This window comes from Streptomyces sp. NPDC093109, from assembly GCF_040701725.1.
Classification (GTDB): Bacteria; Actinomycetota; Actinomycetes; order Streptomycetales; family Streptomycetaceae; genus Streptomyces.
This window is the reverse complement of the sequence record NZ_JBFBEZ010000030.1, coordinates 38,946-64,012: the sequence shown is the minus strand read 5'-3', so window position 1 is coordinate 64,012 and position 25,067 is coordinate 38,946. Positions and strand designations below refer to the sequence as shown.

Annotated in this window: 20 protein-coding genes; 6 read left to right on the top strand and 14 right to left on the bottom strand. The window is 71.9% G+C overall.

Annotation, left to right across the window (positions count from 1 at the left end):
• Positions 1–42: 42 nt before the first annotated feature.
• From whiA to uvrA, 6 genes are all read right to left on the bottom strand, one after another.
• Positions 43–1,032 (bottom strand): DNA-binding protein WhiA, encoded by a 990-nt coding sequence (gene whiA / locus AB0389_RS26305; protein ID WP_030353658.1) that lies wholly within the window; start codon positions 1,030–1,032, stop codon positions 43–45.
• Positions 1,023–2,063, bottom strand: coding sequence for a uridine diphosphate-N-acetylglucosamine-binding protein YvcK (gene yvcK, locus AB0389_RS26300; protein WP_114658634.1), 1,041 nt, complete (start codon positions 2,061–2,063; stop codon positions 1,023–1,025). Before yvcK ends, whiA begins: the two co-directional genes overlap by 10 nt.
• Positions 2,060–2,998 (bottom strand): RNase adapter RapZ, encoded by a 939-nt coding sequence (gene rapZ, locus AB0389_RS26295; RefSeq protein ID WP_366397953.1) that lies wholly within the window; start codon positions 2,996–2,998, stop codon positions 2,060–2,062. The genes yvcK and rapZ overlap by 4 nt, the downstream gene beginning before the upstream one ends.
• The gene (gene uvrC / locus AB0389_RS26290) at positions 2,991–4,979 is read right to left on the bottom strand and encodes an excinuclease ABC subunit UvrC (protein ID WP_366397952.1); all 1,989 of its coding nucleotides are present in this window, start codon (positions 4,977–4,979) and stop codon (positions 2,991–2,993) included. Before uvrC ends, rapZ begins: the two co-directional genes overlap by 8 nt.
• 106 nt (positions 4,980–5,085) lie before the next feature.
• A complete protein-coding gene (locus AB0389_RS26285) occupies positions 5,086–5,538 on the bottom strand; it encodes a Rieske (2Fe-2S) protein (protein WP_366397951.1) in 453 nt (150 codons plus the stop codon).
• Positions 5,539–5,713: 175 nt separating this feature from the next.
• A complete protein-coding gene (gene uvrA, locus AB0389_RS26280) occupies positions 5,714–8,695 on the bottom strand; it encodes an excinuclease ABC subunit UvrA (protein ID WP_366397950.1) in 2,982 nt (993 codons plus the stop codon).
• A gap of 258 nt (positions 8,696–8,953) precedes the next feature.
• On the opposite strand from uvrA, the gene AB0389_RS26275 reads away from it, so the two are divergent.
• Together AB0389_RS26275 and AB0389_RS26270 are read left to right on the top strand one after the other, a co-directional pair.
• A complete protein-coding gene (locus AB0389_RS26275) occupies positions 8,954–9,640 on the top strand; it encodes a maleylpyruvate isomerase family mycothiol-dependent enzyme (RefSeq protein WP_366397949.1) in 687 nt (228 codons plus the stop codon).
• Between the two features lie 9 nt (positions 9,641–9,649).
• The gene (locus AB0389_RS26270; protein WP_366397948.1) at positions 9,650–10,303 is read left to right on the top strand and encodes an MBL fold metallo-hydrolase; all 654 of its coding nucleotides are present in this window, start codon (positions 9,650–9,652) and stop codon (positions 10,301–10,303) included.
• A 42-nt stretch (positions 10,304–10,345) separates the two neighbouring features.
• On the opposite strand, the gene AB0389_RS26265 is transcribed toward AB0389_RS26270, so the two are convergent.
• The 5 genes from AB0389_RS26265 to AB0389_RS26245 form a co-directional block, all read right to left on the bottom strand.
• On the bottom strand, positions 10,346–11,338 hold the full coding sequence (locus AB0389_RS26265; protein ID WP_366397947.1) for a TerC family protein: 993 nt from the start codon (positions 11,336–11,338) through the stop codon (positions 10,346–10,348).
• 69 nt (positions 11,339–11,407) lie between these two features.
• Complete coding sequence (locus AB0389_RS26260) at positions 11,408–13,228, bottom strand: TerD family protein (protein ID WP_366397946.1); 1,821 nt, start codon at positions 13,226–13,228, stop codon at positions 11,408–11,410.
• Between the two features lie 116 nt (positions 13,229–13,344).
• Complete coding sequence (locus AB0389_RS26255; protein ID WP_366397945.1) at positions 13,345–13,959, bottom strand: TerD family protein; 615 nt, start codon at positions 13,957–13,959, stop codon at positions 13,345–13,347.
• A gap of 136 nt (positions 13,960–14,095) precedes the next feature.
• Complete coding sequence (gene uvrB, locus AB0389_RS26250) at positions 14,096–16,225, bottom strand: excinuclease ABC subunit UvrB (protein ID WP_366397944.1); 2,130 nt, start codon at positions 16,223–16,225, stop codon at positions 14,096–14,098.
• A 51-nt stretch (positions 16,226–16,276) separates the two neighbouring features.
• Entirely contained in the window at positions 16,277–17,173 is an 897-nt protein-coding gene (locus AB0389_RS26245) for an MHYT domain-containing protein (protein WP_366397943.1), read from the bottom strand.
• Positions 17,174–17,278: 105 nt separating this feature from the next.
• On the opposite strand from AB0389_RS26245, the gene AB0389_RS26240 reads away from it, so the two are divergent.
• The 4 genes from AB0389_RS26240 (at position 17,279) to AB0389_RS26225 (ending at position 20,903) form a co-directional block, all read left to right on the top strand.
• Positions 17,279–18,151, top strand: coding sequence for a glycerophosphodiester phosphodiesterase family protein (locus AB0389_RS26240; protein WP_366397942.1), 873 nt, complete (start codon positions 17,279–17,281; stop codon positions 18,149–18,151).
• Positions 18,152–18,218: 67 nt separating this feature from the next.
• On the top strand, positions 18,219–18,770 hold the full coding sequence (locus tag AB0389_RS26235) for a methylated-DNA--[protein]-cysteine S-methyltransferase (RefSeq protein ID WP_366397941.1): 552 nt from the start codon (positions 18,219–18,221) through the stop codon (positions 18,768–18,770).
• Between the two features lie 157 nt (positions 18,771–18,927).
• Positions 18,928–19,866: a pseudouridine-5'-phosphate glycosidase gene (locus tag AB0389_RS26230; RefSeq protein ID WP_366397940.1), complete on the top strand. Its 939-nt coding sequence runs from the start codon at positions 18,928–18,930 to the stop codon at positions 19,864–19,866.
• Positions 19,867–19,937: 71 nt separating this feature from the next.
• Positions 19,938–20,903: a PfkB family carbohydrate kinase gene (locus tag AB0389_RS26225; RefSeq protein ID WP_366397982.1), complete on the top strand. Its 966-nt coding sequence runs from the start codon at positions 19,938–19,940 to the stop codon at positions 20,901–20,903.
• Positions 20,904–20,910: 7 nt separating this feature from the next.
• Here the strand turns inward: AB0389_RS26225 and AB0389_RS26220 are convergent, their stop codons facing one another.
• The 3 genes from AB0389_RS26220 to AB0389_RS26210 all read right to left on the bottom strand — a co-directional run bounded on the left by AB0389_RS26220 (position 20,911) and on the right by AB0389_RS26210 (position 25,011).
• Positions 20,911–21,552, bottom strand: coding sequence for a uridine kinase (locus tag AB0389_RS26220; protein WP_366397939.1), 642 nt, complete (start codon positions 21,550–21,552; stop codon positions 20,911–20,913).
• Positions 21,553–21,666: 114 nt separating this feature from the next.
• Positions 21,667–24,165: a SpoIIE family protein phosphatase gene (locus tag AB0389_RS26215; RefSeq protein WP_366397938.1), complete on the bottom strand. Its 2,499-nt coding sequence runs from the start codon at positions 24,163–24,165 to the stop codon at positions 21,667–21,669.
• A gap of 177 nt (positions 24,166–24,342) precedes the next feature.
• Positions 24,343–25,011: a helix-turn-helix domain-containing protein gene (locus tag AB0389_RS26210; protein WP_366397937.1), complete on the bottom strand. Its 669-nt coding sequence runs from the start codon at positions 25,009–25,011 to the stop codon at positions 24,343–24,345.
• Positions 25,012–25,067: the final 56 nt, after the last annotated feature.

The window sequence follows — 25,067 nt, the reverse complement described above, 5'->3', positions numbered from 1 at the left end:
GTTCACGCCGGGGTTCGTACCCGGGTCGCACCGGTGTTCGCGTCAGCCGACGAGGCCGTCGGCGAGATCCTCGCTGAGGTTGGACTCGGTGCCCGGGATCCCCAGATCCTGCGCCCGCTTGTCGGCCATGGCCAGCAGCCGCCGGATCCGCCCGGCCACCGCGTCCTTGGTCAGCGGCGGGTCGGCGAGCGCGCCCAGCTCCTCCAGCGACGCCTGCTTGTGCTCCATGCGCAGCCGGCCGGCGGCGGCGAGGTGCTCGGGCACCTCCTCGCCGAGGATCTCCAGCGCGCGCTGCACCCGGGCGCCGGCGGCGACCGCCGCGCGGGCGGAACGGCGCAGGTTCGCGTCGTCGAAGTTGGCGAGCCGGTTGGCCGTGGCGCGGACCTCGCGGCGCATCCGCCGCTCCTCCCAGGCCAGCACCGACTCGTGCGCCCCGAGCCGGGTCAGCAGCGCGCCGATCGCGTCCCCGTCCCTGACGACCACGCGGTCCACACCGCGCACCTCGCGGGCCTTGGCGGCGATCTGGAGCCTGCGGGCCGCGCCGACCAGCGCGAGGGCGGCCTCCGGCCCGGGGCAGGTCACCTCCAGCGAGGAGGAGCGGCCCGGCTCGGTGAGCGAGCCGTGCGCCAGGAACGCGCCGCGCCAGGCGGCCTCCGCGTCACAGGTGGCGCCGGAGACGACCTGCGGGGGCAGCCCGCGGATCGGGCGCCCCCGGCCGTCCACCAGGCCGGTCTGCCGGGCCAGCTGATCACCGCCGGTGATCACCCGTACGACGTAACGGCTGCCGCGGCGCAGCCCGCCGGGGGCCATCACCACCAGCTCCGAGTTGTGCCCGAAGATCTCCAGGATGTCCTTGCGCAGCCGGCGCGCGGCGATGCTGGTGTCCAGCTCCGCTTCGATCACGATGCGGCCGCTCACCAGGTGCAGCCCGCCCGCGAACCGAAGGATCGCCGAGACCTCCGCCTTCCTGCAGCACGTCCGGGTGACGGGGAGGCGGGCGATCTCGTCCTTCACCGCTGGCGTCATCGCCATGGGCCGATCCTTCCATGCATCCGAAAAATACGGTCGTACGCGGCTGCCAACAGCTCGGGATCATGGACCGGCGAGCTGTCGGGCGCTGCCACCGGCGCCAGCTCGACCGCGGCACCGAACCGTTTCGCGGCATCGGAGAGAGACTCGCAGTCAGGCACGGCGGCCTCGTCGGCCAGCACCACGTCCAAGGCGAGTTTAGGGGCGTGTCGCCCCAAAACCTCCAAATGACGCTGCGGTGAGAAGCCATCGGTTTCGCCCGGTTGCGGAGCGAGGTTCAGCGAGAGGACCCGGCGGGCCTTGGTCGCGACGAGCGCGTCGAGCAGTTCGGGCACCAGCAGGTGCGGGATCACGGAGGAGAACCAGGACCCGGGACCGAGCACCACCCAGTCGGCGTCCAGGACCGCGGCGACCGCCTCGGGGACGGCCGGCGGATCGTTCGGCACGAGGTGGACGGACTGCACCTCGCCGCGGGTGAGGGCGACGGTCGCCTGGCCCCGTACGGTGTCGACCTCGTCCGGGCGGGCCGGGTCGTGGCCCCGTACGAGGGCCTGGAGCTCCAGCGGTACGGCGGACATGGGCAGCACCCGGCCGTGGGCGCCGAGGAGCTTGCCGACCAGGTCGAGGGCCTGGACATGGTCGCCGAGCTGCTCCCAGAGGGCGACGATCAGCAGATTGCCGACCGCGTGTTCGTGCAGCTCGCCCTTGGACTGGAAGCGGTGCTGGATCACCCGCGACCAGGTCTGGCCCCAGTCGTCGTCGCCGCAGAGCGCCGCCAGAGCCTTGCGCAGGTCGCCGGGCGGCAGGACGCCCAGCTCGTCGCGGAGCCGGCCGCTGGAGCCGCCGTCGTCGGCGACGGTGACGACGGCCGTGAGATCGCCGGTGATCCGGCGGAGGGCGGCGAGGGAGGCCGACAGCCCCATGCCACCGCCGAGGGCGACGACCTTCGGCTGGGCACCGCGCCCGCGCCCGCGCGCCGACAGCGTCGGTACGCCCCGCCGCAGCCGGCGCATACGGAAGGTCCGTCCGGTCACTCGCGCCCCAGGTCCCGGTGCACGACGACGGTCTCGACACCCTCCGCGGCCAGTCGCGCGCCGAGCTTCTCGGACATCGCGACGGAGCGGTGCTTGCCGCCCGTGCAGCCGACGGCGACGGTCACATAGCGCTTGCCCTCGCGGCGGTAGCCGGCGGCGATCAGCTGGAGCAGCTCGGTGTAGCGGTCGAGGAACTCCTTGGCGCCCGGCTGGTTGAAGACGTAGGTGGAGACCTCGTCGTTGAGCCCGGTGAAGGGGCGCAGCTCGGGGACCCAGTGCGGGTTGGGCAGGAAGCGGCAGTCCACGACGAGGTCGGCGTCGACGGGCAGGCCGTACTTGTAGCCGAAGGACATGACGGTGGCCCGCAGCTCCGGCTTCTCGTCGCCCGCGAACTGCGCGTCCATCTTGCTGCGCAGCTCGTGGACGTTGAGGCTGGAGGTGTCGATCACCAGGTCGGCGTCGCCGCGCAGCTCGCGCAGCAGATCGCGCTCAGCCTCGATGCCGTCGACGATGCGGCCGTCGCCCTGGAGGGGGTGCGGGCGGCGGACGGATTCGAAGCGGCGGACCAGGGCGTCGTCGGAGGACTCCAGGAAGACGATCCGCCGGGTGACCTCCTTGGCGTCGAGGTCGGCGAGGGATTCGCGGAGGTTGTCGAAGAAGCGCCGGCCGCGGACGTCCACGACGACCGCGATCCGCGCCACATTGCCCTGGGAGCGCGCGCCCAGCTCCACCATGGTGGGGATCAGCGCGGGCGGCAGGTTGTCCACGACGAACCAGCCGAGGTCCTCCAGACACTTGGCCGCGGTGCTGCGGCCGGCGCCGGACATGCCGGAGATGATCACCAGCTCGGGGATGGCCGCCTCGACGGCCTCACCGTTCTCCTTCGTGGTGCCCGTACTCACGTGCGCAGCTCCGTCCCGGTCGTGCTCAGTCATGCGTGGTGCCCCCGTTGTCTTCCATGATCTCTCCTGTTGCCGTGTTCACGGCGGGTGCGGCCGGGGCCGCGGCGGCGAGGGCGACGGCGACCGCCTCCGCGGTCTTGCGGCCCACACCGGGAACCTCGCAGATCTGATCGATTGTCGCCTGCCGGAGGCGCTTCACCGAGCCGAAATGCTTGATGAGTGCCTGTTTCCGGGACTCGCCGAGGCCGGCGACGTCGTCCAGCGGGCCCGACCTGATCCGTTTGGCCCGTTTGGCCCGCTGATAGGTGATGGCGAAGCGGTGCGCCTCGTCCCGTACCCGCTGGAGCAGATAGAGGCCCTCGCTGGAGCGCGGCAGCACCACCGGGTCGCTCTCGCCGGGCAGCCAGACCTCTTCGAGGCGCTTGGCGAGGCCGCAGACGGCGACGTCGTCGATGCCCAGTTCGTCGAGGGCGCGCTGGGCGGCGGCGACCTGGGGCTGTCCGCCGTCGACCACGACGAGCTGGGGCGGGTAGGCGAAGCGCTTGGGGCGGCCGTCGTCCTCGGGGCGGGGTTCGCCGGATTCCCCGGTCTCCTCGGCCCACTCGCCCGTCCGCTCCTTCTCCTGGAGATAGCGGCGGAAGCGGCGCGTGAGGACCTCGTGCATCGACCGGACGTCGTCCTGGCCCTCGAAGGTCTTGATCTCGAAGCGGCGGTACTCGCTCTTGCGTGCGAGGCCGTCCTCGAAGACCACCATGGACGCCACGACGTCGTCGCCCTGGAGGTGCGAGATGTCGAAGCACTCGACGCGCAGCGGCACGCTGTCCAGTCCGAGGGCCCGGGAGATCTCCTCCAGGGCGCGGGAGCGGGTGGTGAGATCGCTGGCGCGCTTGGTCTTGTGCAGGATCAGGGACTGCTGGGCGTTGCGCCCGACCGTCGCCATCAGGTCCTTCTTGTCGCCGCGCTGCGGGACGCGCAGCGAGACCTGGGCGCCGCGGCGCGCGCTGAGCCACTCGGTGACGGCGCCGGCGTCCTCCGGGAGGGCGGGGACGAGCACCTCCTTGGGGACGGTGTCGCCGCGCTCCTCGCCGTAGAGCTGCTGGAGCGCGTGCTCCACGAGGCCGGCCGTGTCGACGGCCTCGACCTTGTCGGTGACCCAGCCGCGCTGGCCGCGGACCCGGCCGCCGCGGACGTGGAAGATCTGTACGGCGGCCTCCAGTTCGTCCTCGGCGAGGGCGATCAGGTCGGCGTCGGTGGCGTCGGCGAGGACGACGGCGTTCTTCTCCATCGCGCGGCGCAGGGCCTCTATGTCGTCCCGCAGCCGGGCGGCCCGTTCGTACTCCATCTCCTCGGCGGCGTCCGTCATCCGCTTCTCCAGCCGGCGGATGTACGTACCGGTGCGGCCGGCCATGAAGTCGCAGAACTCCTCGGCCAGTTCGCGGTGCTCCTCGGGGGTGACCCGGCCGACGCAGGGCGCCGAGCACTTGTCGATGTAGCCGAGGAGGCAGGGGCGGCCGGTGCGCGCCGCGTTCTTGAACACCCCTGCGGAGCAGGTGCGTACGGGAAAGACGCGGAGCATCAGGTCGACGGTCTCGCGGATGGCCCAGGCGTGTCCGTACGGTCCGAAGTAGCGCACGCCCTTCTTCTTGGCGCCGCGCATGACCTGGACCCGGGGGAACTTCTCGTTCAGCGTGACGGCGAGGGACGGATAGCTCTTGTCGTCGCGGTACTTGACGTTGAACCGGGGGTCGTACTCCTTGATCCACGAGTACTCCAGCTGGAGCGCCTCGACCTCGGTGGAGACGACGGTCCACTCGACGGAGGCGGCCGTGGTGACCATGGAGCGGGTGCGCGGATGCAGTCCGGAGAGGTCCTGGAAGTAGCTGGCGAGCCGCTGGCGCAGGCTTTTCGCCTTCCCGACGTAGATCACCCGGCGGTGTTCGTCGCGGAACTTGTAGACCCCCGGCGAGTCGGGGATCTGTCCCGGCTTGGGGCGGTAGCTGGAGGGGTCGGCCATGTACTCCACCCTACTGTCGGGCACTGACAGCGGGGGTGGCCGACGGTGACCGGCCTCCTGGCGGGGCCCGGGGCTGTCGCGGCCTGCCGGTCTCCGTCCGCCGGTCTCAGCGCTTGAGGCCCTCGGCCGGGCCGGCGCCGGGTCCCGCGACGAGCCGGCCGCCGCGCGCCGACACCGGCACCTCGGGCAGCGGCGCGGTGGCCGGGCCGTGGATCGGCTCGCCGGTGGTGACGTCGAACTTGCTGCCGTGGCAGGTGCAGTCGCCCTCGGTGCCCTCCACCTTCGCCAGCAGGCAGCCGCCGTGGGTGCACTGCGCGCTGAACGCCTTGTATGTGCCCGCCGCCGGGCAGCTCACCACGAGCCGCTGCTTCCGGTAGAGGGTGGCGCCGCCGACCGGCACCGCGGAGGCGTCCCCGAGGTCGACGGGCTCGGTCGGGGTGGGTGCCTGGGCGTGCCCGAGCTTCGACTCGGTCGTGCAGGCGGCCACGCCGAGCCCGGCCGCACCGGCGAGCGCGGCCCCCTTGAGCAGAGTGCGACGGGGGGCTGACGGGCCGGACATGGTGGCTCCACGGGTCGGGGGGTGCGGGCGGGACGGGGGCGGGCGGGCATACCCGACGATACCGGCGCCGTTCCCGCGTCCGGCCGGGGGCCGCCGGTCGGTGCGCGGGCCCCGTACGGTACGGGGCCCGCGCACGGGCTGCGGGGCTACGCGGGACCGGCCGGCCGGAGGGCCGTCAGGCGCGGCGGGTGCGGGCCGCGGCCTTCTTGGCCGGTGCCGTGGCCGGTGCCGTGGCCGGTGCCTTGGCCGGTGTCTTCTTCGCGGTGGTCCGCCTGGCCGTGGTCTTCTTCGCCGGTGCCGCGTCGCTGATGCGGTCGGCGTCGAGGATCTCGCGCAGGAACTTGCCGGTGTGGCTGGCCGGCTCCCCGGCCACCTGCTCCGGGGTGCCCTCGGCGATGACCAGACCGCCGCCGCTGCCGCCCTCGGGGCCCATGTCGATGACCCAGTCCGCCGTCTTGATGACATCCAGGTTGTGCTCGATGACGATCACCGAGTTGCCCTTTTCGACCAGCCCCGACAGGACCGTGATCAGCTTGCTGATGTCCTCGAAGTGCAGACCGGTCGTCGGCTCGTCCAGGACGTAGACCGTGCGGCCCGTGGAGCGCTTCTGGAGTTCGCTCGACAGCTTCACGCGCTGCGCCTCGCCGCCCGAGAGGGTCGGCGCGGACTGCCCGAGCCGGACATAGCCGAGCCCGACCTCGTTGAGCGTCCGCAGATGGCGCGCGATCGTCGGAACGGCCTCGAAGAAGGCCAGCCCCTCCTCGATCGGCATGTCCAGGACCTCGGCGATGGACTTGCCCTTGTAGTGGACCTCCAGGGTCTCCCGGTTGTAGCGGGCGCCGTGGCACACCTCGCACGGGACGTAGACGTCCGGCAGGAAGTTCATCTCGATCTTGATCGTGCCGTCGCCCGAGCAGTTCTCGCAGCGGCCGCCCTTGACGTTGAAGGAGAAGCGTCCGGGGAGGTAGCCGCGGACCTTGGCCTCCATCGTCTCCGCGAAGAGCTTGCGGACATGGTCGAAGACACCGGTGTACGTGGCCGGGTTGGACCGGGGGGTGCGGCCGATGGGCGACTGGTCGACGTGCACGACCTTGTCGACGAGATCGTCGCCGTCGACCCGGGTGTGCCGGCCGGGGACGGACTTGGCGCCGTTCAGCTCGCGCGCCAGGTGCGTGTAGAGGATGTCGTTGACCAGGGTCGACTTGCCGGATCCGGAGACCCCCGTGACCGCCGTGAACACTCCGAGCGGGAACGATACGTCGATGTCCCGCAGGTTGTTCTCCCGGGCGCCGTGCACGGTGAGCCGGCGGCCCTGGTCGACGGGCCTGCGGATGTCCGGGGTCGGGATGGACCGCTTGCCGGAGAGGTACTGGCCGGTCATCGACTCCTTGTTGGCCAGCAGCCCCTTCAAGGGGCCCGAGTGCACGACCCTGCCGCCGTGCTCCCCCGCGCCGGGGCCGATGTCGACCACCCAGTCGGCCACCTTGATGGTGTCCTCGTCGTGCTCGACGACGATCAGGGTGTTGCCCATGTCCCGGAGCCGCACCAGGGTCTCGATGAGCCGGTGGTTGTCGCGCTGGTGCAGACCGATGGACGGCTCGTCCAGCACGTAGAGCACGCCGACCAGTCCCGAGCCGATCTGGGTGGCGAGCCTGATGCGCTGCGCCTCGCCGCCGGAGAGCGTGCCCGCCGCGCGGTTCAGCGAGAGGTAGTCGAGGCCGACGTCGACCAGGAACCTCAGCCGTTCGTTGACCTCCTTGAGCACGCGCTCGGCGATCTTCTTGTCGCGCGCGTTCAGTGTGAGCCGGCCGAGGAAGTCGGCGCATTCGCTGATCGACAGCGCGGAGACCTCGGCGATGGACTTCTCCATGACCGTGACCGCGAGGACGATCGGCTTGAGCCGGGTGCCCTCGCAGGCCGGGCAGGGCACTTCGCGCATGTAGCCCTCGAAGCGCTCGCGGCTGGTGTCGCTCTCGGCCTCGGTGTGGCGGCGCTTGACGAAGGTGACCGCGCCTTCGAAGGCGGGGGTGGTGTAGGCGCGCTCGCGCCCGTACCGGTTCCGGTAGCGGACCTCGACCTGGGTCTTGTGGCCGTACAGCAGGGCCTTCTTGGCGCGCTGGGGCAGGCCGGCCCACGGGATGTCCGTACGGAAGCCGAGGGCCTGCGCGAGACCGCCGATCAGCCGCCCGAAGTACTCCTTGGTGTGGCCGTGGGACCAGGGGTGGATCGCGCCCTCGTCGAGGGACTTGTCCTCGTCGGGGACGATCAGCTCCGGGTCGACCTCCATGCGCGTCCCGATGCCGGTGCAGTCGGTGCAGGCGCCGAAGGGCGAGTTGAAGGAGAAGGAGCGGGGCTCCAGCTCCTCGAAGGAGAGATCGTCGTACGGGCAGTACAGATGCTCGGAGTACATCCGCTCGCGCTCGGGGTCGTCCTCGGGGAGGTCGACGAAGTCGAGCACGACCATGCCGCCGGAGAGCCCGAGGGCGGTCTCGACGGAGTCGGTGAGCCGGCGCTTGGCGCTGTCCTTGACCGTGAGGCGGTCGACGACCACCTCGATGGTGTGCTTCTCCTGCTTCTTGAGCGCGGGCGGCTCGGTGAGCTGGATGGTCTGCCCGTCGACCCTGGCCCGGCTGTACCCCTTGGTCTGGAGGTCGGAGAAGAGGTCGACGAACTCGCCCTTGCGCTCGCGCACCAGCGGCGAGAGGACCTGGAAGCGGCTGCCCTCGGGCAGTTCGAGCACCCGGTCCACGATGGCCTGCGGCGACTGCCGGGAGATCGGCCGGGAGCACTCGGGGCAGTGCGGCTTGCCGATCCGGGCGAAGAGCAGCCGGAGGTAGTCGTAGACCTCGGTGATGGTGCCGACCGTCGAGCGCGGGTTGCGGGAGGTCGACTTCTGGTCGATGGAGACGGCCGGGGAGAGCCCCTCGATGAAGTCGACGTCGGGCTTGTCCATCTGGCCGAGGAACTGCCGGGCGTACGAGGAGAGCGACTCCACGTACCGGCGCTGCCCCTCGGCGAAGATCGTGTCGAACGCGAGGGAGGACTTGCCCGACCCGGAGAGCCCGGTGAAGACGATGAGTGAGTCACGGGGGAGGTCGAGCGAGACGTTCTTGAGATTGTGCTCGCGCGCGCCACGGACGATGAGACGGTCGGCCACGCCGGTCCGCACCTTTCTGGAGAAGAGCAGGGGCGGAGCCCCCTCCGGACCGTGGGGTCCGGATCTCGGGGGTCGCCGGGACGGATGAATCGCGGGCCGGGCGGTGTGAATGCCCGGCTCGGAGGGTCCGGTGGTGGAACGCCGGACGGCATTGCCTCTATGCCAGGATGCCTCTTCCGAGCCTATAGCACGTACATTCGATTTACGGCGGCTCCCAGCCACCTTCACCCGATCGAGTGGCCGCGTTATCGTCGCGCCATGACCGATCATGAGCAGGACCTGGCATCTGTACGGAAAGCGACGGATCGGCTGCTCGACGCGGTCGCCACACTGGACAACGCGGACGCCGCCGCGCCGTCACGGCTGCCGGGCTGGAGCCGCGGTCATGTGCTGGCGCATCTCGCCCGTAACGCGGACGCTCTGGCGAACGTGCTCGGAGGCCGGCCGATGTATCCGGACGCCGCGACCCGCGACGCGGACATCGAGCGGGACGCGCCGCGGCCCCTCGCGGTCCAGCTCGCCGACGTACGGCACAGCGCGGACCTGTTCCAGCGCACCGCCGCGCGCACCGCCGACTGGGGCCGGACGGTCGCGCTGCGCAACGGCGTCACGGACGTCGCCTCCCGCGTCCCGTTCCGCCGCTGGATCGAGATCGAGCTGCACCATGTCGATCTGGGGATCGGCCGCGACCTCGAAGATCTCCCGGCGGACTTCACCGGGCGCGAGATCGGCTTCCTGGCCGAGCGCTTCACCGGTAGCCCCGGCCTGCCGCCGCTGACACTGACGGCGCCGGACGGCAGCACCTGGCACACCGGCGGCACCGAGGGAGCGCCGCTCGCCGTCTCCGGCCCCGCCCCCGAGCTGCTGGGATGGCTGGCGGGACGGCGTGACGGGGCCGCGCTCGACCTCCCGGGCGGCGCCCTTCCGGCCATCCCCCCGCTATAGGCTGACCGTATGACGTACAGCGGAGCGGTGAAGGTCGGCGGACCGGCGGACGTGCACGAGCTGTCCGCCCTGATCATCTCCAAGGTGGCCGTCGGGCCGATGGAGAACAACGCCTATCTGCTGCGCTGCCGGGCCACCGGCGAGCAGCTGCTGATCGACGCGGCCCATGGCGCCGCGACCCTGCTGACCCTGATCGGTGACGACGGCATCGCGTCCGTCGTCACCACCCACCGTCATGGCGACCACTGGGGGGCGCTGGCGGAGGTCGTGGCGGCCACCGGCGCCCGCACCTACGCCGGGCGGTACGACGCCGAGGGCATCCCCGTGGCGACCGATGTCGCGGTCGAGGACGGGGACACGATCCGCGTCGGCGAGATCGCGCTGCGTGCCGTGCATCTGGTGGGCCACACGCCCGGCTCCATCGCGCTGGTCTACGACGACCCGTTCGGCCACCCGCATGTCTTCACCGGCGACTGCCTCTTCCCCGGCGGTCCGGGGCGGACCGGGGGCCCGGTCGAGTTCGCCAGTCTGATGGACGGCCTCGAAACGAAGATCTTCGGAACCCTCCCGGACGAGGCGTGGATCTACCCCGGCCACGGCAACGACTCCACCCTCGGCGCCGAGCGCCCGCACCTGGCGGAGTGGCGGGCGCGCGGCTGGTAGCGGCGGGCGCGCGGCTGGTCGGCCCCGCCGGCGCCCGGCCGCTCAGACCTGGATGTTGTCCTTGCCGTCGGCGGCCTCGGCCGCCTCGCGCTCCGCCTGCTTCTTGGAAGCGATCAGGCTGGTGATGGTGGTGATGACCAGCACACCGCAGATGACGGCCAGCGAGACCGGTGTGGAGATCACGGGGACATGCACCCCGGTCTCGTGCAGCGCGTGCAGCACCAGCTTCACCCCGATGAAGCCGAGGATCACCGACAGGCCGTAGCTGAGGTGCACCAGCTTCCGCAGCAGCCCGCCGATGAGGAAGTAGAGCTGGCGCAGTCCCATCAGCGCGAAGGCGTTGGCGGTGAAGACGATGTACGGGTCCTGGGTGAGTCCGAAGATCGCCGGGATGGAGTCCAGCGCGAACAGCACGTCCGTGGTGCCGATGGCGAGCATGACCACCATCAGCGGGGTCATGATGCGCTTGCCGTTGGCCTGGATGAAGAGCTTGGTGCCGTGGTAGCGGTCGGCCACCCCGAAGCGCCGTTCGACGGACTTCAGCAGGCGGTTCTCCTCGAACTCCTCCTCCTCGTCGTCGGAGCGCGCCTCCTGGATGAGCTTCCAGGCGGTGTAGATCAGGAACGCGCCGAAGATGAAGAAGACCCATGAGAAGCTCGCGATGATCGCGGCGCCCGCCGCGATGAACCCCGCCCGCAGGACAAGGGCTATCAGCACTCCGATGAGCAGCACGCGCTGCTGGAGCTGCGACGGCACCGAGAACTTCGCCATGATCAGAACGAAGACGAAGAGGTTGTCGACGCTGAGCGACTTCTCGGTGATGAAGCCCGCGAAGAACTCGCCGGCGGCCTGGCCCGTGCCGAACACCATCAGGCCGAGGCCGAACAGCGCGGCAAGGGCGATCCAGACGACGGTCCAGATGCCGGCTTCCTTCATCGACACGTCATGGGGCTTGCGCCCGATGAAGAAGTCGACAGCGATCAGGGCGCACAGACCAAGGATGGTCAGCACCCACAAGTTCAGAGAAACGTCCACGCCGAGAACAGTAACAGCAAAACCCAAGAAATGGTAAAGAAAAAGGTAAGGGACTACAAAATTCGCAGGTCAGCGACGCCAAGAGCGGCGGGCATCCACCACCTGTCCCAGCACCTGGCGCATCACGCGGCTCCCGGGCGGCACGCCAAGCGTCTCATATGTCCACGTATGACCAACCCAGGGATCCGCCAGATGATCGTCGGGCAGCGGGGTGATCCGCAGCAGGGAGCGCCAGAGAGGATCCAGCACCGGACCGTAACCGGCGGCGTCCTCGCGGTCCGCGACCATCATCAGGTGCACGCCGACCGAGGGGCCCTCGTCGGCGAGGTAACGCAGCTGCGTCACCGCGCGGTCGTCGAAACCGTGCGGAAAGTCATTGATGATCAGCAGCTGCTCGGCGATGTCCAGCCCCGGCGGCAGCGCCCCGGCGGCGCCTCCGCGCACCGCCATCTGCACCAGATCCACCCGCTGGGTGAGCCTGGCGAGGACCGACGCCACGCCCGCCGCACCGGCGGCGGGCGGCCCGTCGAGCACGCCGGAAGCGGTCAGCGGGGCCAGCGCGGCGGTCGCCGAACCGGCCGGGTCGATCACATGGACGGTGAATTCACCGGGCGGGTAGACCGCGAGAAGGCGCGTGGCATGCGTGACCGCCGTGTCCATGGCCGACGGGCCCGGCCGGGGCCCGTCGTCCGCCGGGGCCGCCGCGGAGCCCGACCGGCCGCTGTCGACCCACAGCCCGCGCTCCAGCGGCAGCCTGATGAGCATCGGGATCCGCAGACCGGGGCGCTCGGGCAGATGGACATCGCCGAGGCGCAGCGCCATCGGGATCTCCCGGGGCGGGCGGTAGGCGTGCCAGACGGGGCTGTCCCAGCGCGCGTAGGCCGGCGGAAGCGCCGGTTCGACGACCTCGGACTCCGCGGTGAGCCGGTCGAGATCGCGGTCGAGGACGGCGCGGGCCCGCTCGGCCAGTTCGTCGTGTCTGCCCCGGGCTTCGGCACGGGCCGCGTCGGCCTCCGCGCCGACCCGCCGGCGGGGGTCGGCGAGGGCCTGGTCCAGCTCCCGGTCCAGCCGGGACCGGGCGAAGTCCATCGCGCTGCGGTACGCGGCGACCGTACGGGCCAGGTCCTCGAACATGCCCCAGACCTGGTTGTAGAGGCGCTCGTCCATGGTCCAGCCGGTGGCGTCGCCCGCGACGGGCCGGGGCGGCTCACCGGCCGGAGCGGGTTCCGGTGCTGGAGCCGGGGCGGCGGCGGGCGCGGTGCGGCGGCGGTTCGGGTGGGTGTAGTTCACAGCTCCGGGGGCGGGTGCGGGGGCAGCGGGTGCCTGTACGGCCCCGGCCAGGTGCCGGGCGACCGCCTCCTGGATGCCGGCGGCGGTCTCCCCCGCACGCGGCAGCCCCTGGTCGGCGAGGAGTTCGGCGAGGCCGCCCGCGTACCCCTGGCCGACGGCCCGCACCTTCCAGGCGCCCTGGCGGCGGTACAGCTCCAGCGCGATGACGGCGGACTCGGCGTCCAGTCCGGTGAGGGTGAAGTCGGCGATCTCCGCGCCGTCGGTGGAGGTGACCGCGGCGTAGGGTGCGGCGGCTCCGCCGAAGCGGGCGGGTCCGGCGGCGCTCTCGGGGAGCGCGAGCACCACCCGTACCAGCTGGGCCTGTTCGGGCAGGGCCGCCAGGTCGATGTGGAAGCGCAGCGCGGCGGCGGCCTGGCGGGAGACCTCGACACCGGGCAGGGTGGGCGAGCCGGGATGCGCGGTCCAGCCGGCGTCCGGGGTGGTGCCGTGCTCGTCGCCGAGCGTGACGCAGCCCAGGACGGGGGCGCCGGCCGTCACCCGTATCTCCAGCCGGGTGTCGGGCAGCGGATGGTTCTGCCCCCGGACCAGCTCGGCCGTCATGGGCTCTGTCTCCTCGTCAGCAGTGGTGGTGGTGAAGGCGCGGTCGCGCCGGCGCGGCCCCCGGCGGCCGTGGGCCGTGCCGGGGACCGCGCCGGGATGGTGTGCGGCCGGTGTGCCTACAACTGCGGCAGGATCGCCGGCATCAGGTCCTGGAACGTACGGCCGTTGGCCGCGTTGCCCAGGGCCGTCATCCGCCAGCCCGCGCCCGAGCGGCTGACCTTCGCCATGATCTGCGCCGTGTACTGGCCGCCGCCGTCCAGGGTGTAGCGGGCCAGCTCCTGGCCGTTCGTCTCGTCGACGATGCGGCAGAACGCGTTCTGGACCTCCTGGAACGTCTGGCCGGTGAACGAGTTCACCGTGAAGACGATCTGGTCGACATGGACGGGGACGCGCTCCAGATCGACGAGGATCGCCTCGTCGTCGCCGCCCTGTCCCGCGCCGCCGACCAGATTGTCCCCGGTGTGCTTCACCGAGCCGTCGTCGCTGACGAGATGGCGGAAGAAGACCACGTCGACCGGCTCCTTGTCGGCGAAGAGCACCGCCGAGGCGTCGAGGTCGATCTCGCGCGTACGGGAGCCGAACAGCCCCCGGCGGGGCGCGGCCTGCCAGCCGAGCCCCATCCGCACCGCGGTCAGGGTGCCGCCGCCCTTCTTCTCCAGGCTGATGGCCTGCCCCTTGGTCAGATTGACCCCGGGCCCCCCGGGCGCACTGCCCTTGGATACGTCAGCCACGCGCTGTCCCCTTTCGAATGGTCCCCCGCAACCGTCCGTATGCGGTTGCGAAGCACCCTACGCAGCGACGCGGACTCCGCAGCAGGCCCCCACGGCATCTGTGTCGGTCTTGCAACACACCGGATGTCCCGGTGTGTCAGGCCAGTCCCGCCTCTCTCATCTGCCGCAATTCCTTCTTCAGCTCGCCGACTTCGTCGCGCAGCCGGGCGGCCACCTCGAACTGCAATTCGGCGGCGGCGGCACGCATCCGGTCGGTCATCTCCTCGATGATCCCGGCCAGTTCGGCGGCGGGCCGGTCGGTGACCACCGCCCCCGTTCCGCCGCCCTTCGCGCCCTTCGCGGTCCGGGTGGCGAGCGCGGGCACCGGCGCTCTGCCGGGCTTGCCGTCCTTCCCCTTGCGGTAGCCCGTGCCGAGCAGTGCCTCGGTGTCGACCTCCTCGCGCGCGATGGTCGCGACGATGTCGTTGATCTTCTTGCGGAGCGGCTGGGGATCGATCCCGCGTTCGGTGTTGTACGCGGTCTGCTTCTCCCGCCGGCGGTTCGTCTCGTCGATGGCCTTCTCCATCGCCGGGGTGATCCTGTCCGCGTACATATGGACCTGGCCCGACACATTGCGCGCGGCCCGGCCGATGGTCTGGATCAGTGAGGTGCCGGAGCGCAGGAAGCCCTGCTTGTCGGCGTCGAGGATGGCGACGAGCGAGACCTCGGGGAGGTCGAGGCCCTCCCTCAGGAGGTTGATGCCGACGAGGACGTCGTACTCGCCGGCGCGCAGCTCGCGCAGCAGCTCGATCCGGCGCAGGGTGTCGACGTCGCTGTGCAGATAGCGCACCTGGATGCCCAGCTCCAGGAAGTAGTCGGTGAGGTCCTCGGCCATCTTCTTGGTGAGGGTGGTCACCAGGACGCGTTCGTCCTTGGCGGTGCGCTCGCGGATCTCGTGCACCAGGTCGTCGATCTGGCCCTCGGTGGGCTTGACGACGACCTCCGGGTCGACGAGCCCGGTGGGCCGGATGATCTGCTCCACGAAGCCGTCGGAGCGGGACAGTTCGTAGGCTCCCGGGGTGGCCGAGAGATAGACGGTCTGGCCGATCCGCTCCTGGAACTCCTCCCACCTCAGCGGCCGGTTGTCGAGAGCCGACGGCAGCCGGAAGCCGTGGTCGACCAGGGTGCGCTTGCGGGAGGCGTCGCCCTCGTACATCGCGCCGATCTGCGGCACCGTGACATGCGACTCGTCGATGACCAGCAGGAAGTCCTCGGGGAAGTAGTCGAGGAGGGTGTTGGGCGGGGAGCCGGGATCCCGGTCGTCGAAGTGCATCGAGTAGTTCTCGATGCCGGAGCAGGAGCCGATCTGGCGCATCATCTCGATGTCGTACGTCGTGCGCATGCGCAGCCGCTGGGACTCCAGCAGCTTGCCCTGCTTGTCCAGCTCGGCCAGCCGGGTCTCCAGCTCGTGCTCGATCCCGTTGACCGCCTTCTCCAGCCGCTCGGGTCCGGCCACGTAGTGGCTGGCCGGGAAGATGTACAGCTCCCGGTCGTCACTGATGACCTCGCCGGTGAGCGGGTGGAGCGTGGAGAGCGCCTCGATCTCGTCCCCGAACATCTCGATCCGGACGGCCAGCTCCTCGTAGACCGGGAAGATCTCGATGGTGTCGCCGCGGACCCGGAAGGTGCCCCGGGTGAACGCCAGGTCGTTGCGCGTGTACTGGATGTCGACGAAGCGGCGCAGCAGCTGGTCGCGGTCCAGCTCGGCGCCGACCTTGAGCGGCACCATGCGGTCGACGTACTCCTGGGGTGTACCGAGGCCGTAGATGCAGGAGACGGAGGCGACGACGATCACGTCGCGGCGGGTGAGCAGGGAGTTCGTCGCCGAGTGGCGCAGCCGCTCCACCTCCTCGTTGACGGAGGAGTCCTTCTCGATGTAGGTGTCCGACTGGGGGACGTACGCCTCGGGCTGGTAGTAGTCGTAGTACGAGACGAAGTACTCGACGGCGTTGTTGGGGAGCAGCTCCCGGAACTCGTTCGCCAGCTGGGCGGCGAGCGTCTTGTTGGGCGCCATCACCAGGGTGGGGCGCTGGAGCTTCTCGATCATCCAGGCGGTCGTCGCCGACTTTCCCGTGCCGGTCGCACCGAGCAGGACGACATCCTTCTCACCCGCGCGGACACGCCGCTCCAGGTCGGCGATGGCCGTCGGCTGGTCGCCGCTGGGCTGGTAGGAGCTGACGACCTCGAAAGGCGCCACCGTACGTTCGATCTTGGAAACGGGCCGCATGGATCCACCGTACGGCTCCCCACTGACAGCCGGGTCCCCGCGACCGGCCGGTCACCAGTCGTGGAGGTCCGGGGAGCCTCGGCGGGCCCGTCCCGAGCGGGCGGCGGCCCGGTCGGCGAGGTCGCGGCGGGGCGAGGACGGGCGCATCCGCTGGGCGGGGACGCCGACGCTCCCGCAGGGGTCGGCGGCGGCCTTGGCGGCGCGACCGCGCTTGCGGCCGCCGGTCACCATGAGGGGGTCGAACAGCATCGCCACCGCGGACAGCAGCAGGAAGACCGCCGGGCCGAGCAGCATCGGCAGAAGCAGCTCGGCGGCGGGTTCGCCGCCCGGCGCGCCGACGTTCTCGGCCAGATGGACATGGACGGCGGCCATGCCCGTGTAGTGCATGCCGGTGGCGGCGAAGCCCATCACCAGGCTGGCGGCCACGCTCGCCATCAGGCCGCGGTACGAGACGATGACCCACAGGGCTGCCGTCGCCGCGACGACGGCGATCAGTACGGAGAGGGTGACGATCCCGGTGTCGTAGTCGACGCGCCCGTCCACCCGCAGCCCGGCCATACCGAGGTAGTGCATGGTCGCGATGCCGAGGCCGATGATCGTGCCGCCGGTGCCCAGCGCCATCGGGGTCGAGCCCCGGTAGCCGACGATGAAGATCCCGATCCCGACCATGACGATGCCCACGGCCAGGCTGGCGAAGGTCGTCGGCCCGTCGTAGCCGATCCGGGCCTCGGCGACGGTGAACCCCGTCATCGCGATGAAGTGCATGGTCCAGACGCCGGAGCCGATCGTGGCGGCGCCGAGCGCGAGTCCGCCGGGTTTCCAGGGACGGCAGGTGCGCAGGGATCTCGCGGTGCAGCGCAGGCCGAGCGCAGCGCCGAGGCAGGCCATGAGAAAGGCCGCCACGGGTGTGACGAGGCCATAACTGAATCCGTCGATGGTGCCCTGCATAGTCTGTGCCCTTCGCCCCTTGTGCCTAACTGTACGGATGCGCTGGTTCCGGGAGGGTAGGACGGCAGACGCACGAATCAAACAGATGCCTGGAGACTTGTCGATATGACGTTTGCCTCACTCGCGTTACTGGGTTCCCTCGTGCTCCTGGCGCCGAGCGCCGCCGCGGCTCCGGCGGGTACCTCTCCCGCCCCTTCCGCCATCACCGTTCCGCTGGTCATCGCCCATCGCGGCGCCTCCGCGTACGCGCCGGAGAACACGCTCGCGGCCGTCGACACGGCGGCTGCCCTCGGCATCGACTGGGTGGAGAACGATGTCCAGCGCACCAAGGACGGCGAGCTGGTCGTGATCCACGACGAGACGCTGCGCCGGACCACGGACGCGGAGCGGGTCTTCCCCGACCGGGCGCCCTGGCGGGTCGGTGACTTCACGGCGGCGGAGATCGCGCGGCTGGACGCGGGCGGCTGGTTCGGCCCCGAGTGGACGGGCGCGCGCGTGCCGACGCTCGGGCGCTATCTGCGCGCCGTCGAGGCCAACCGGCAGAATCTGCTGCTGGAGATCAAGGGGCCCGAGCGGTATCCGGGCATCGAGGGGGACATCCTGCGGGTGCTGCGCGAGGAGGGCTGGCTGGACCGGGCGCACGTCACGCGGCGGCTCGTCGTGCAGAGCTTCGGCGCGGACAGCGTCCGTACGGTGCACACGCGGCGGCCGGACATCACGACGGGGTTCCTCGGCTCACCGGCGGTGACCGAGCTGCCCGCGTACGCGGCGTTCGCGGACCAGATCAACCCGGCGCACACCTCGCTGACCGGCGCGTACGTCGCAGCGGCGCACCGGCTGAAGGGCCCGCACGGCAAGCCGCTCGCGGTCAGCACCTGGACCGTCGACGACGCGGCGGGCGCGGTGCGGGTCGCGGACATGGGCGTGGACGGGATCATCACCAACCGGCCCGACGTGGTGCGGGAGGCGGTGGGCTGAGCCGGGCCGGGCCCGTTGCCGGTCGGGGCGGGGGCCCGTTGTCAGTGGTGGACCGTACCGTGGTGGCATGAACGAGTACGGGGAGTCACGGCCGTCGGTCGAGTGGGCCGTCGTGCCGAGTTCCATCGGGCCGCTGCTGCTGGCCGCGACGGAGCGGGGGCTGGTGAGCGTGGTCTTCCACGCCGACGGCCCCGTGCGGGAGAAGGCGCTCGACGGGCTGCGGACCCGGCTGGGCGCCGAGCCGGTCGAGTCGGCGTCGGGCCGGCTGGCCGGGGCGATACGCGAGCTGTCCGCGTACTTCGCGGGCGAACTGCGGGACTTCGGGCTGCCGCTGGACTGGTCGCTCTCCTCTGGTTTCAACCGGCAGGTGCTGCGGGAGCTGGCCGTGGGCGTGCCGTACGGCGCGGTGGTCGGGTACGGCGAGCTGGCCGCGCGAGTGGGCCGGCCCGGCGCCGCGCAGGCGGTGGGCGCCGCGATGGGTTCCAATCCGCTGCCGGTGGTCGTGGCGTGCCACCGGGTGGTGGAGAGCGGCGGCGGGCTCGGCGGATTCGGTGGCGGCCTGGAGACGAAGCGGCGGCTGCTGGCGCTGGAGGGAGTGCATCCCGAGCCCTTGTTCTGACGGCTCAGCTGCTCGGCGCGCGCGAGGTGGCCGCGGCGGTGATCACGCTGGACGGCGTACTGACCCTCTGGGCAAGGGCGTTCACACGCGGACGTCGCACGCCGGACGTTCGCGCGGAGACGTTTGCGCGGGCGCCCCGCGTGCCAGGGATGGGGACATGCCAGACACCACATCGCACCGCACCGCACCCGACCTGTCCCCCGAGGTACGTGAGGCGCTCGCCGCGGGCCGTCCCGTGGTCGCCCTGGAGTCGACGATCATCGCGCACGGACTGCCGCGACCGCGCAATCTGGCGGTCGCGGAGGAGCTGGAGGCGCTCGTACGGGCAGGGGGCGCCGTGCCCGCCACGGTGGCCGTGCTGGACGGCCGGCCCAGGGTGGGCCTGGTCAAGGACGAGCTGGAGCGGATCGCCGAGGACGGTTCCGTACGGAAGCTGGGCCACCGGGATCTGGCACCCGCGCTCGCGTCCGGTGCCAGCGGGGCGACGACCGTCTCCGCGACGGCGTTCCTGGCGGCGCGGGCCGGGATCCGGGTCTTCGCCACCGGCGGTCTGGGCGGGGTCCACCGCGGCTGGACCGACACCCAGGACGAGTCGGCGGATCTGCGGCTGCTGGCGCGGACCCGGATCACGGTCGTCTGCGCGGGCGTGAAGTCGATCCTCGACGTACCGGCGACGCTCCAGCGGCTGGAGACCCTGGGCGTCACGGTCCTCGGCTACGGAACGGACCGCTTCCCCGGCTTCTATCTCGCCTCGTCGGGCGAGCCGGTCGACTGGACGGTCCACACCCCCGAGGAGGCCGCGGCGGTGACGGCCGCGCAGGACGCGCTCGGCGGCCCGGAGTCGGCGGTCATCGTGGCCAACCCCGTGCCGGAAGCGGAGCAGTTGGATCCGGCGCTGCACGACCGGGTACTGGCGGAGGCGCTCGAAGCGTGCCGGGAGCGGGGCATCGGCGGGCAGGCCGTCACCCCGTTCCTGCTGGACCAGCTGATGCGGCGGACCGGCGGCGCGTCCCTGGAGGCAAACCTCGCGGCGGTGCGCGGCAACGTACGGCTGGCGGCGCGGATCGCCGTCGCGCGGACCGCGGCGGCCCGGTGAGCGGCGCCCCCGGTGGCGCCCCTGGAGGCGTCGCCCGCGCGGGCGGCACCCCCGGGAGCGAGGGCGGCGCGCTGCTCGTCGTCGGCGACGTGGTCACGGACGTCGTGGCGCGCTACCGTACGCCGCTCGCCCACGGTACGGACACGGCGGCCGAGATCCGTACGATGCCGGGCGGCGCCGGGGCCAACGCGGCGTGCTGGGCCGCGCGCGCCGGCTGCGCGGACGTACGGCTGCTGGCGCGGGTGGGCGCGGACGCCCACGACTGGCACGGGGAGCGGCTGCGGCGCGCAGGGGTACGGGCCCGGCTCGTCCGCGACGAGCGGCAGCCGACCGGTACGGTGATCTGCCTGGTCGACGCCGCCGCCGAACGCACGCTGCTCACCGACAGCGGCGCCACCCTGTGTCTGACGCCGGCGGACTGGTCGCCGTCCCTGCTGGACGGTGTCGGCCGGCTCCATCTCTCCGGTTATCTGTTCTTCGCCGACTCGAGCCGCGGGCTGGCCGCGGCGGCGATGGAGTCGGCTTCGGAGCGGGGCATTCCGGTGAGCGTGGATCCCGCTTCCGCGGGGTTCATCGAGGAGTGGGGCGTACACCGCTTCCTGACCGCCGTCGAGGGCGCGGAAACGCTTCTCCCCAACGCGGACGAGGCGAGACTCCTCACCGGCCGGTCCGACCCGGCGGTGGCCGCCGCCGAGCTGAGCCGCCGGGTCCCGCTCGCGGTGGTCACGCTCGGCGACGCCGGGGCGCTGGTGGCGCGCGCGGGCGCCGTCACGGCACGGCTGCCTCCGGTCCCGGCCCGCGCCGTCGACTCGACGGGCGCGGGCGACGCCTTCACCGGCACCTATCTGGCCGCCCTCCTCGCGGGCGCGTCCCCCGCGAGCGCGGCGGCGGAGGGCTGCCGCGCGGGGGCGCACGCGGTCACCCTCCCGGGCGGGCGCCCGCAGGGGTGGGAGCCGGCCCCGGGTGAGAGCCGGCCCGGGCGGGCGCCCGCAGAGGTGAGAGCCGACCCGGGCGGGCGCCCCGCCTACCCTTCCTGACTGCCCTCTACCCCTGCGGGCCGCCCCAGGCCGGGTGGCGCGGGTCGTCGGCCCGTACGACCACGTCGGCGGCCCGCGCCGGGTCCACCTCGGCCTCGTACCGTTCGAACGCCGGGAGCGTCCACTGCTCGCCGGCCTCGGTACGGCGCCGGAGCGCGGCCGGCGAGAGCCGCAGATGGACCGTGAGATCGAAGGGGAACCAGTGGCCCATCAGCAGCGGCCCGTGCAGCACCAGCACCCCGTCCGGCGGGAGTGCCACGCGCGGGCTGCGGGTCGCCCGGTCGCCGGCCGGGTCCCAGAGGTCGGGCAGGACCAGACCCGTACCGCCGGGATCCAGCGGCCCGAAGACCTCCCGCCAGAGCGCGCCCGTGTCGAACCAGCCGCTGTAGTACGTGTCGGGGTCCTCGCGCCCGTACTCGTACCGCAGCGACGCGGGCCGCAGGAAGCCGGCCACGCCGACGACCAGCACCGAACGGCCGCGCAGCCGCAGCGCGTCGGCGAGCGCGCCGGCCATGCCGCCGGTCCCCGCGGCCGGCGCGCCGTCGACGGCGACACGCGTCCAGGAACCGCCGTCCGCGGGACCGGACTTCAGCACCCGCTCGGCGAGCGCGTCGGTCAGCCGCTCCCAGGTGATCGCTTCGAATCGCACCCGGTCATCGTCGCTCATACGCCCGGTCAGTTGTGGAGATATCCGGCCGGCATCGCTCAGTACCGGGCATCGCTTCAGAACCCGGCACCGCTCAGCACTCCCCCACCACATCGCTCAGAGCAGATCGGCGGCTTCCACCGGAAGCGTCTGTTCCGCCCAGATCGTCTTACCGCCCTCCCCCTGTCGCGTCCCCCAGCTCTGGGTCAGCTGGGCCACCAGCATCAGGCCGCGCCCGCCCTCGTCGGACACCCGCGCCCGGCGCAGGTGCGGCGCGGTGTTGCTGCCGTCGGAGACCTCGCAGATCAGGCTGCCGTCGTGGATCAGCCGGAGCTGAATGGGCGCCACCCCGTACCGGATCGCGTTCGTGACCAGCTCGCTGACCACCAGTTCCGTGGTGAAGACGGCCTCCTCCAGCCCCCACGCGGCCAGTTGGGCGGAGACGTTTCTGCGGGCCTCCGCCACGATGGCGGGATCGCAGGCCAGCTCCCAGGTGACCACCTGGTCCGCGCCGAGCGCGCGCGTCCGGGCGAGCAGCAGGGCCACATCGTCGGCCGGCCTGCCGGGCAGCAGCGAGGCCAGTACGGTGTCGCAGATCTCCTCCAGCGGGGCGGCGGGCCGGGCCAGGGCGTCGCGCAGCGCGGACAGCGACTCGTCGGGCGCGCGCTCGCGGGACGCGATCAGGCCATTGGTGTAGAGGGCCAGCAGGCTGCCCTCCGCCAGCCGCACCTCGGCCGCTTCGAACGGCAGTCCGCCCAGCCCGAGCGGCGGTCCCGCGGGCACGTCGAGAAAGGTCACGGTCCCGTCGGGGCTGACCACGGCGGGCTCCGGATGTCCGGCGCGCGCCACCGAGCAGCGGCGGGAGACCGGGTCGTAGACCGCGTAGAGGCAGGTCGCGCCGACGTCCCCGCTGGTCTCGCGCTCGGCGTCCTGGCGCTGCTCGGACGCGGCTTCGGCCTCCGCGGAGAGATGGGTGACGAGGTCGTCGAGGTGGGTGAGCAGTTCGTCCGGGGGGAGGTCGACATCGGCCAGGGTGCGGACGGCCGTACGGAGCCGGCCCATCGTCGCGGACGCCTGGACGCCGTGCCCGACCACATCGCCCACGACCAGGGCGACACGCGAGCCGGACAGCGGGATCACATCGAACCAGTCGCCGCCCACCCCGGCCCCCGTGTCGGTCGGCAGATACCGGAAGGCGACCTCGACGGCGGCGTGTTCGGGCAGGGCGGTCGGGAGCAGGCTGCGCTGGAGGGCGAGGGCGATCCCGCGTTCGCGGGTGTAGCGGCGGGCGTTGTCGACGCAGACGGCGGCCCGCGCCGTCAGCTCCTCGGCGAGCAGCAGATCGTCCTGTTCGAAGGGTTCCGGCCGCTGGTGACGGGAGAAGGTGGCCACCCCGAGCGTGGTGCCGCGGGCGCTGAGGGCGACGGCCATCGTGGAGTGGAACCCGAACGCCCGCATCTTGGCGGCCCGGCCCGGGGCCTGCTTCTCCCAGCGCGCCATACCGGGGTCCGTCACCGTCTCCAGGATCGGCCGCCGGGTGCGCAGGGCCTCGGCGGCCGGTGACGAGGCGGGATAGACACCGCTCTCCCCCAGCGGCACCACCAGTTCCGGACAGCCCTCCAGCACGGATGCCGCGCCGACGCGGCGCAGCGTGACGTCGCCGGTGAGCGGACCGGGGAGCGGTTCGCCGCCGTCGCTGACGGTGGGCAGCAGATCGACGGTGACGAAGTCGGCGAGCACGGGGACCGCGACATCGGCCAGCTCCTGCGCGGTGCGCCCGATGTCGAGGGTGGTGCCGATCCGGGAGCTGGCCTCGTTGACCAGCAGCAGCCGCTGCCGGGTGAGGTACTGCCGGGTCCTGTCGTGCGCCGCCACGATCACGCCCCGGATCCCGCCGGCGGCGTCGCGCAGCGGGGCGATGGAGAGCGACAGGAAGAGGCGTCGGGTGTGATCGGGGATACCGGGGACGCGCGCGGAGAGCTCCAGCTGCTCCGGCCGCCCCGTCTCCAGTACCCGGCGCATCTGCCGTTCGGTGTCCTCGGCCACGCGGCCGGGAACGATCTCCGTCGGCCGCAGCCCGCGCACCTCGTCCTCCGACAGGCCGAGCAGCCCCTGCATGCTGTCGCTCAGGCGCCGGACACGCAGCAGCGTGTCGTAGATCCCCTCCGTGCACGGGGACTGTACGAAGGACTGCTCCAGCAGCTCCTCGTCCAGGCCGTCCGCCCCGGGGCCGAGGGCCGAGCGGTCGGGACGCGAGACGACGAACCACTCGGCGGCGCCGTCGCGCGCGGTGCGGCGGTGGGCGAGCAGCGGTACGTCCCGGGCTGATCCGTCGCGGTGCCGCAGTGTCGCCGTACCGCTCCACCGGGACGACGTGTCCAGGGCGCGCAGGGCTTCGTCGACGCGGGCGCGGGCGGAGCCGTCACCCGTGTCACCACCGGAGCCGTCACCGGAGCCGTCACCGGCGAGGAGCGTACGGGCGGGGCGCCGTACGATCTCCGCCGGGCCGTAGCCGAGCAGGGCGCGGGCGCCGTCGCTCCACCGCGCCACGACACCCCGCGCGTCGATGACCGCCGAGGCGGTGTCCGCCCCCGTGGGTGCCTGCGGTCGCGTCATCGTCGCTCATCCCACCCTGTGGGCCACCGTCGATCCCATCGATCCCCTCGGTGCGACCGCGTCGAACGCGATCGACACGAACACGGTCGATACGAACGTCTTTAAATGTGACATCAGGGGTGAATCTTCCCCTTTTCTCCTCGCCGGAAACGGCGACACGCCGCCACCGGCCCCCGCTCACTCCCCGCGCAGCGCCTTGGCGAGCACCCCTTCACCCGACACCTCGATCCGCCCCGCCCGCACCCCGTCCGCGACCGTCAGCGAACCGTCGCTCAGCTCGCGGCAGGCCACCGAATCCAGCACGAGGCAGGCGTCGGGACGCTCGGCAGGACCGTCTCCGTACACCCGCTCCCCGGCGTCCGGGCCGCCACCGAGCCGCATATGGAACACCCCCTCGTCGAGCCGGACCTCCAGCACACCCGACGGCTCATCCGCCGGCTCATCAACATGCCCGCCCGGCCCCGAGAGCGCCCGCAGCAGCGGTACGGCGAACCAGTGCGCCCGTACGGCGTCGGTCGGCCGGCGCTCGCTCAGCGCGGGCGCGCCCCACTCCGCCAGGGCCCCGAGGACCGGCAGCAGCCCGCGCCCCCGCTCGGTGAGCTCGTACACGTACGCGGCGGCGGGCGGCGGCAGCTTGCGGCGCGTGGCCAGTTCGTCCCGTTCCATATCCTTCAGCCGGGACGCGAGGACATCGGTACTGACACCCGGCAGATCGGCGTGCAGATCGGTGTAGCGGCGGGGGCCCGCCAGCAGTTCCCTGACGATCAGCAGGGTCCAGCGGTCACCCACGGCATCGAGGGCGCGGGCGGCGGCACAGTACTGGTCGTAGCTTCGACGGCGTGGCATGCGACTCAGTCTAGACATATCGTTGGACTTTCCAAGCTCGCACTTGGTAAAACCAA

Bases quoted from the DNA above. Each gene is read 5' to 3' on its own strand.
- AB0389_RS26210 (WP_366397937.1), bottom strand. From the start codon at position 25,011: ATGCCACGCCGTCGAAGCTACGACCAGTACTGTGCCGCCGCCCGCGCC.
- AB0389_RS26275 (WP_366397949.1), top strand. From the start codon at position 8,954: ATGACCGATCATGAGCAGGACCTGGCATCTGTACGGAAAGCGACGGAT.
- AB0389_RS26285 (WP_366397951.1), bottom strand. From the start codon at position 5,538: ATGTCCGGCCCGTCAGCCCCCCGTCGCACTCTGCTCAAGGGGGCCGCG.
- AB0389_RS26230 (WP_366397940.1), top strand. From the start codon at position 18,928: ATGCCAGACACCACATCGCACCGCACCGCACCCGACCTGTCCCCCGAG.
- whiA (WP_030353658.1), bottom strand. From the start codon at position 1,032: ATGGCGATGACGCCAGCGGTGAAGGACGAGATCGCCCGCCTCCCCGTC.
- rapZ (WP_366397953.1), bottom strand. From the start codon at position 2,998: ATGACTGAGCACGACCGGGACGGAGCTGCGCACGTGAGTACGGGCACC.
- uvrC (WP_366397952.1), bottom strand. From the start codon at position 4,979: ATGGCCGACCCCTCCAGCTACCGCCCCAAGCCGGGACAGATCCCCGAC.
- AB0389_RS26260 (WP_366397946.1), bottom strand. From the start codon at position 13,228: ATGACGGCCGAGCTGGTCCGGGGGCAGAACCATCCGCTGCCCGACACC.
- AB0389_RS26245 (WP_366397943.1), bottom strand. From the start codon at position 17,173: ATGCAGGGCACCATCGACGGATTCAGTTATGGCCTCGTCACACCCGTG.
- AB0389_RS26240 (WP_366397942.1), top strand. From the start codon at position 17,279: ATGACGTTTGCCTCACTCGCGTTACTGGGTTCCCTCGTGCTCCTGGCG.
- AB0389_RS26215 (WP_366397938.1), bottom strand. From the start codon at position 24,165: ATGACGCGACCGCAGGCACCCACGGGGGCGGACACCGCCTCGGCGGTC.
- uvrB (WP_366397944.1), bottom strand. From the start codon at position 16,225: ATGCGGCCCGTTTCCAAGATCGAACGTACGGTGGCGCCTTTCGAGGTC.
- AB0389_RS26270 (WP_366397948.1), top strand. From the start codon at position 9,650: ATGACGTACAGCGGAGCGGTGAAGGTCGGCGGACCGGCGGACGTGCAC.
- AB0389_RS26235 (WP_366397941.1), top strand. From the start codon at position 18,219: ATGAACGAGTACGGGGAGTCACGGCCGTCGGTCGAGTGGGCCGTCGTG.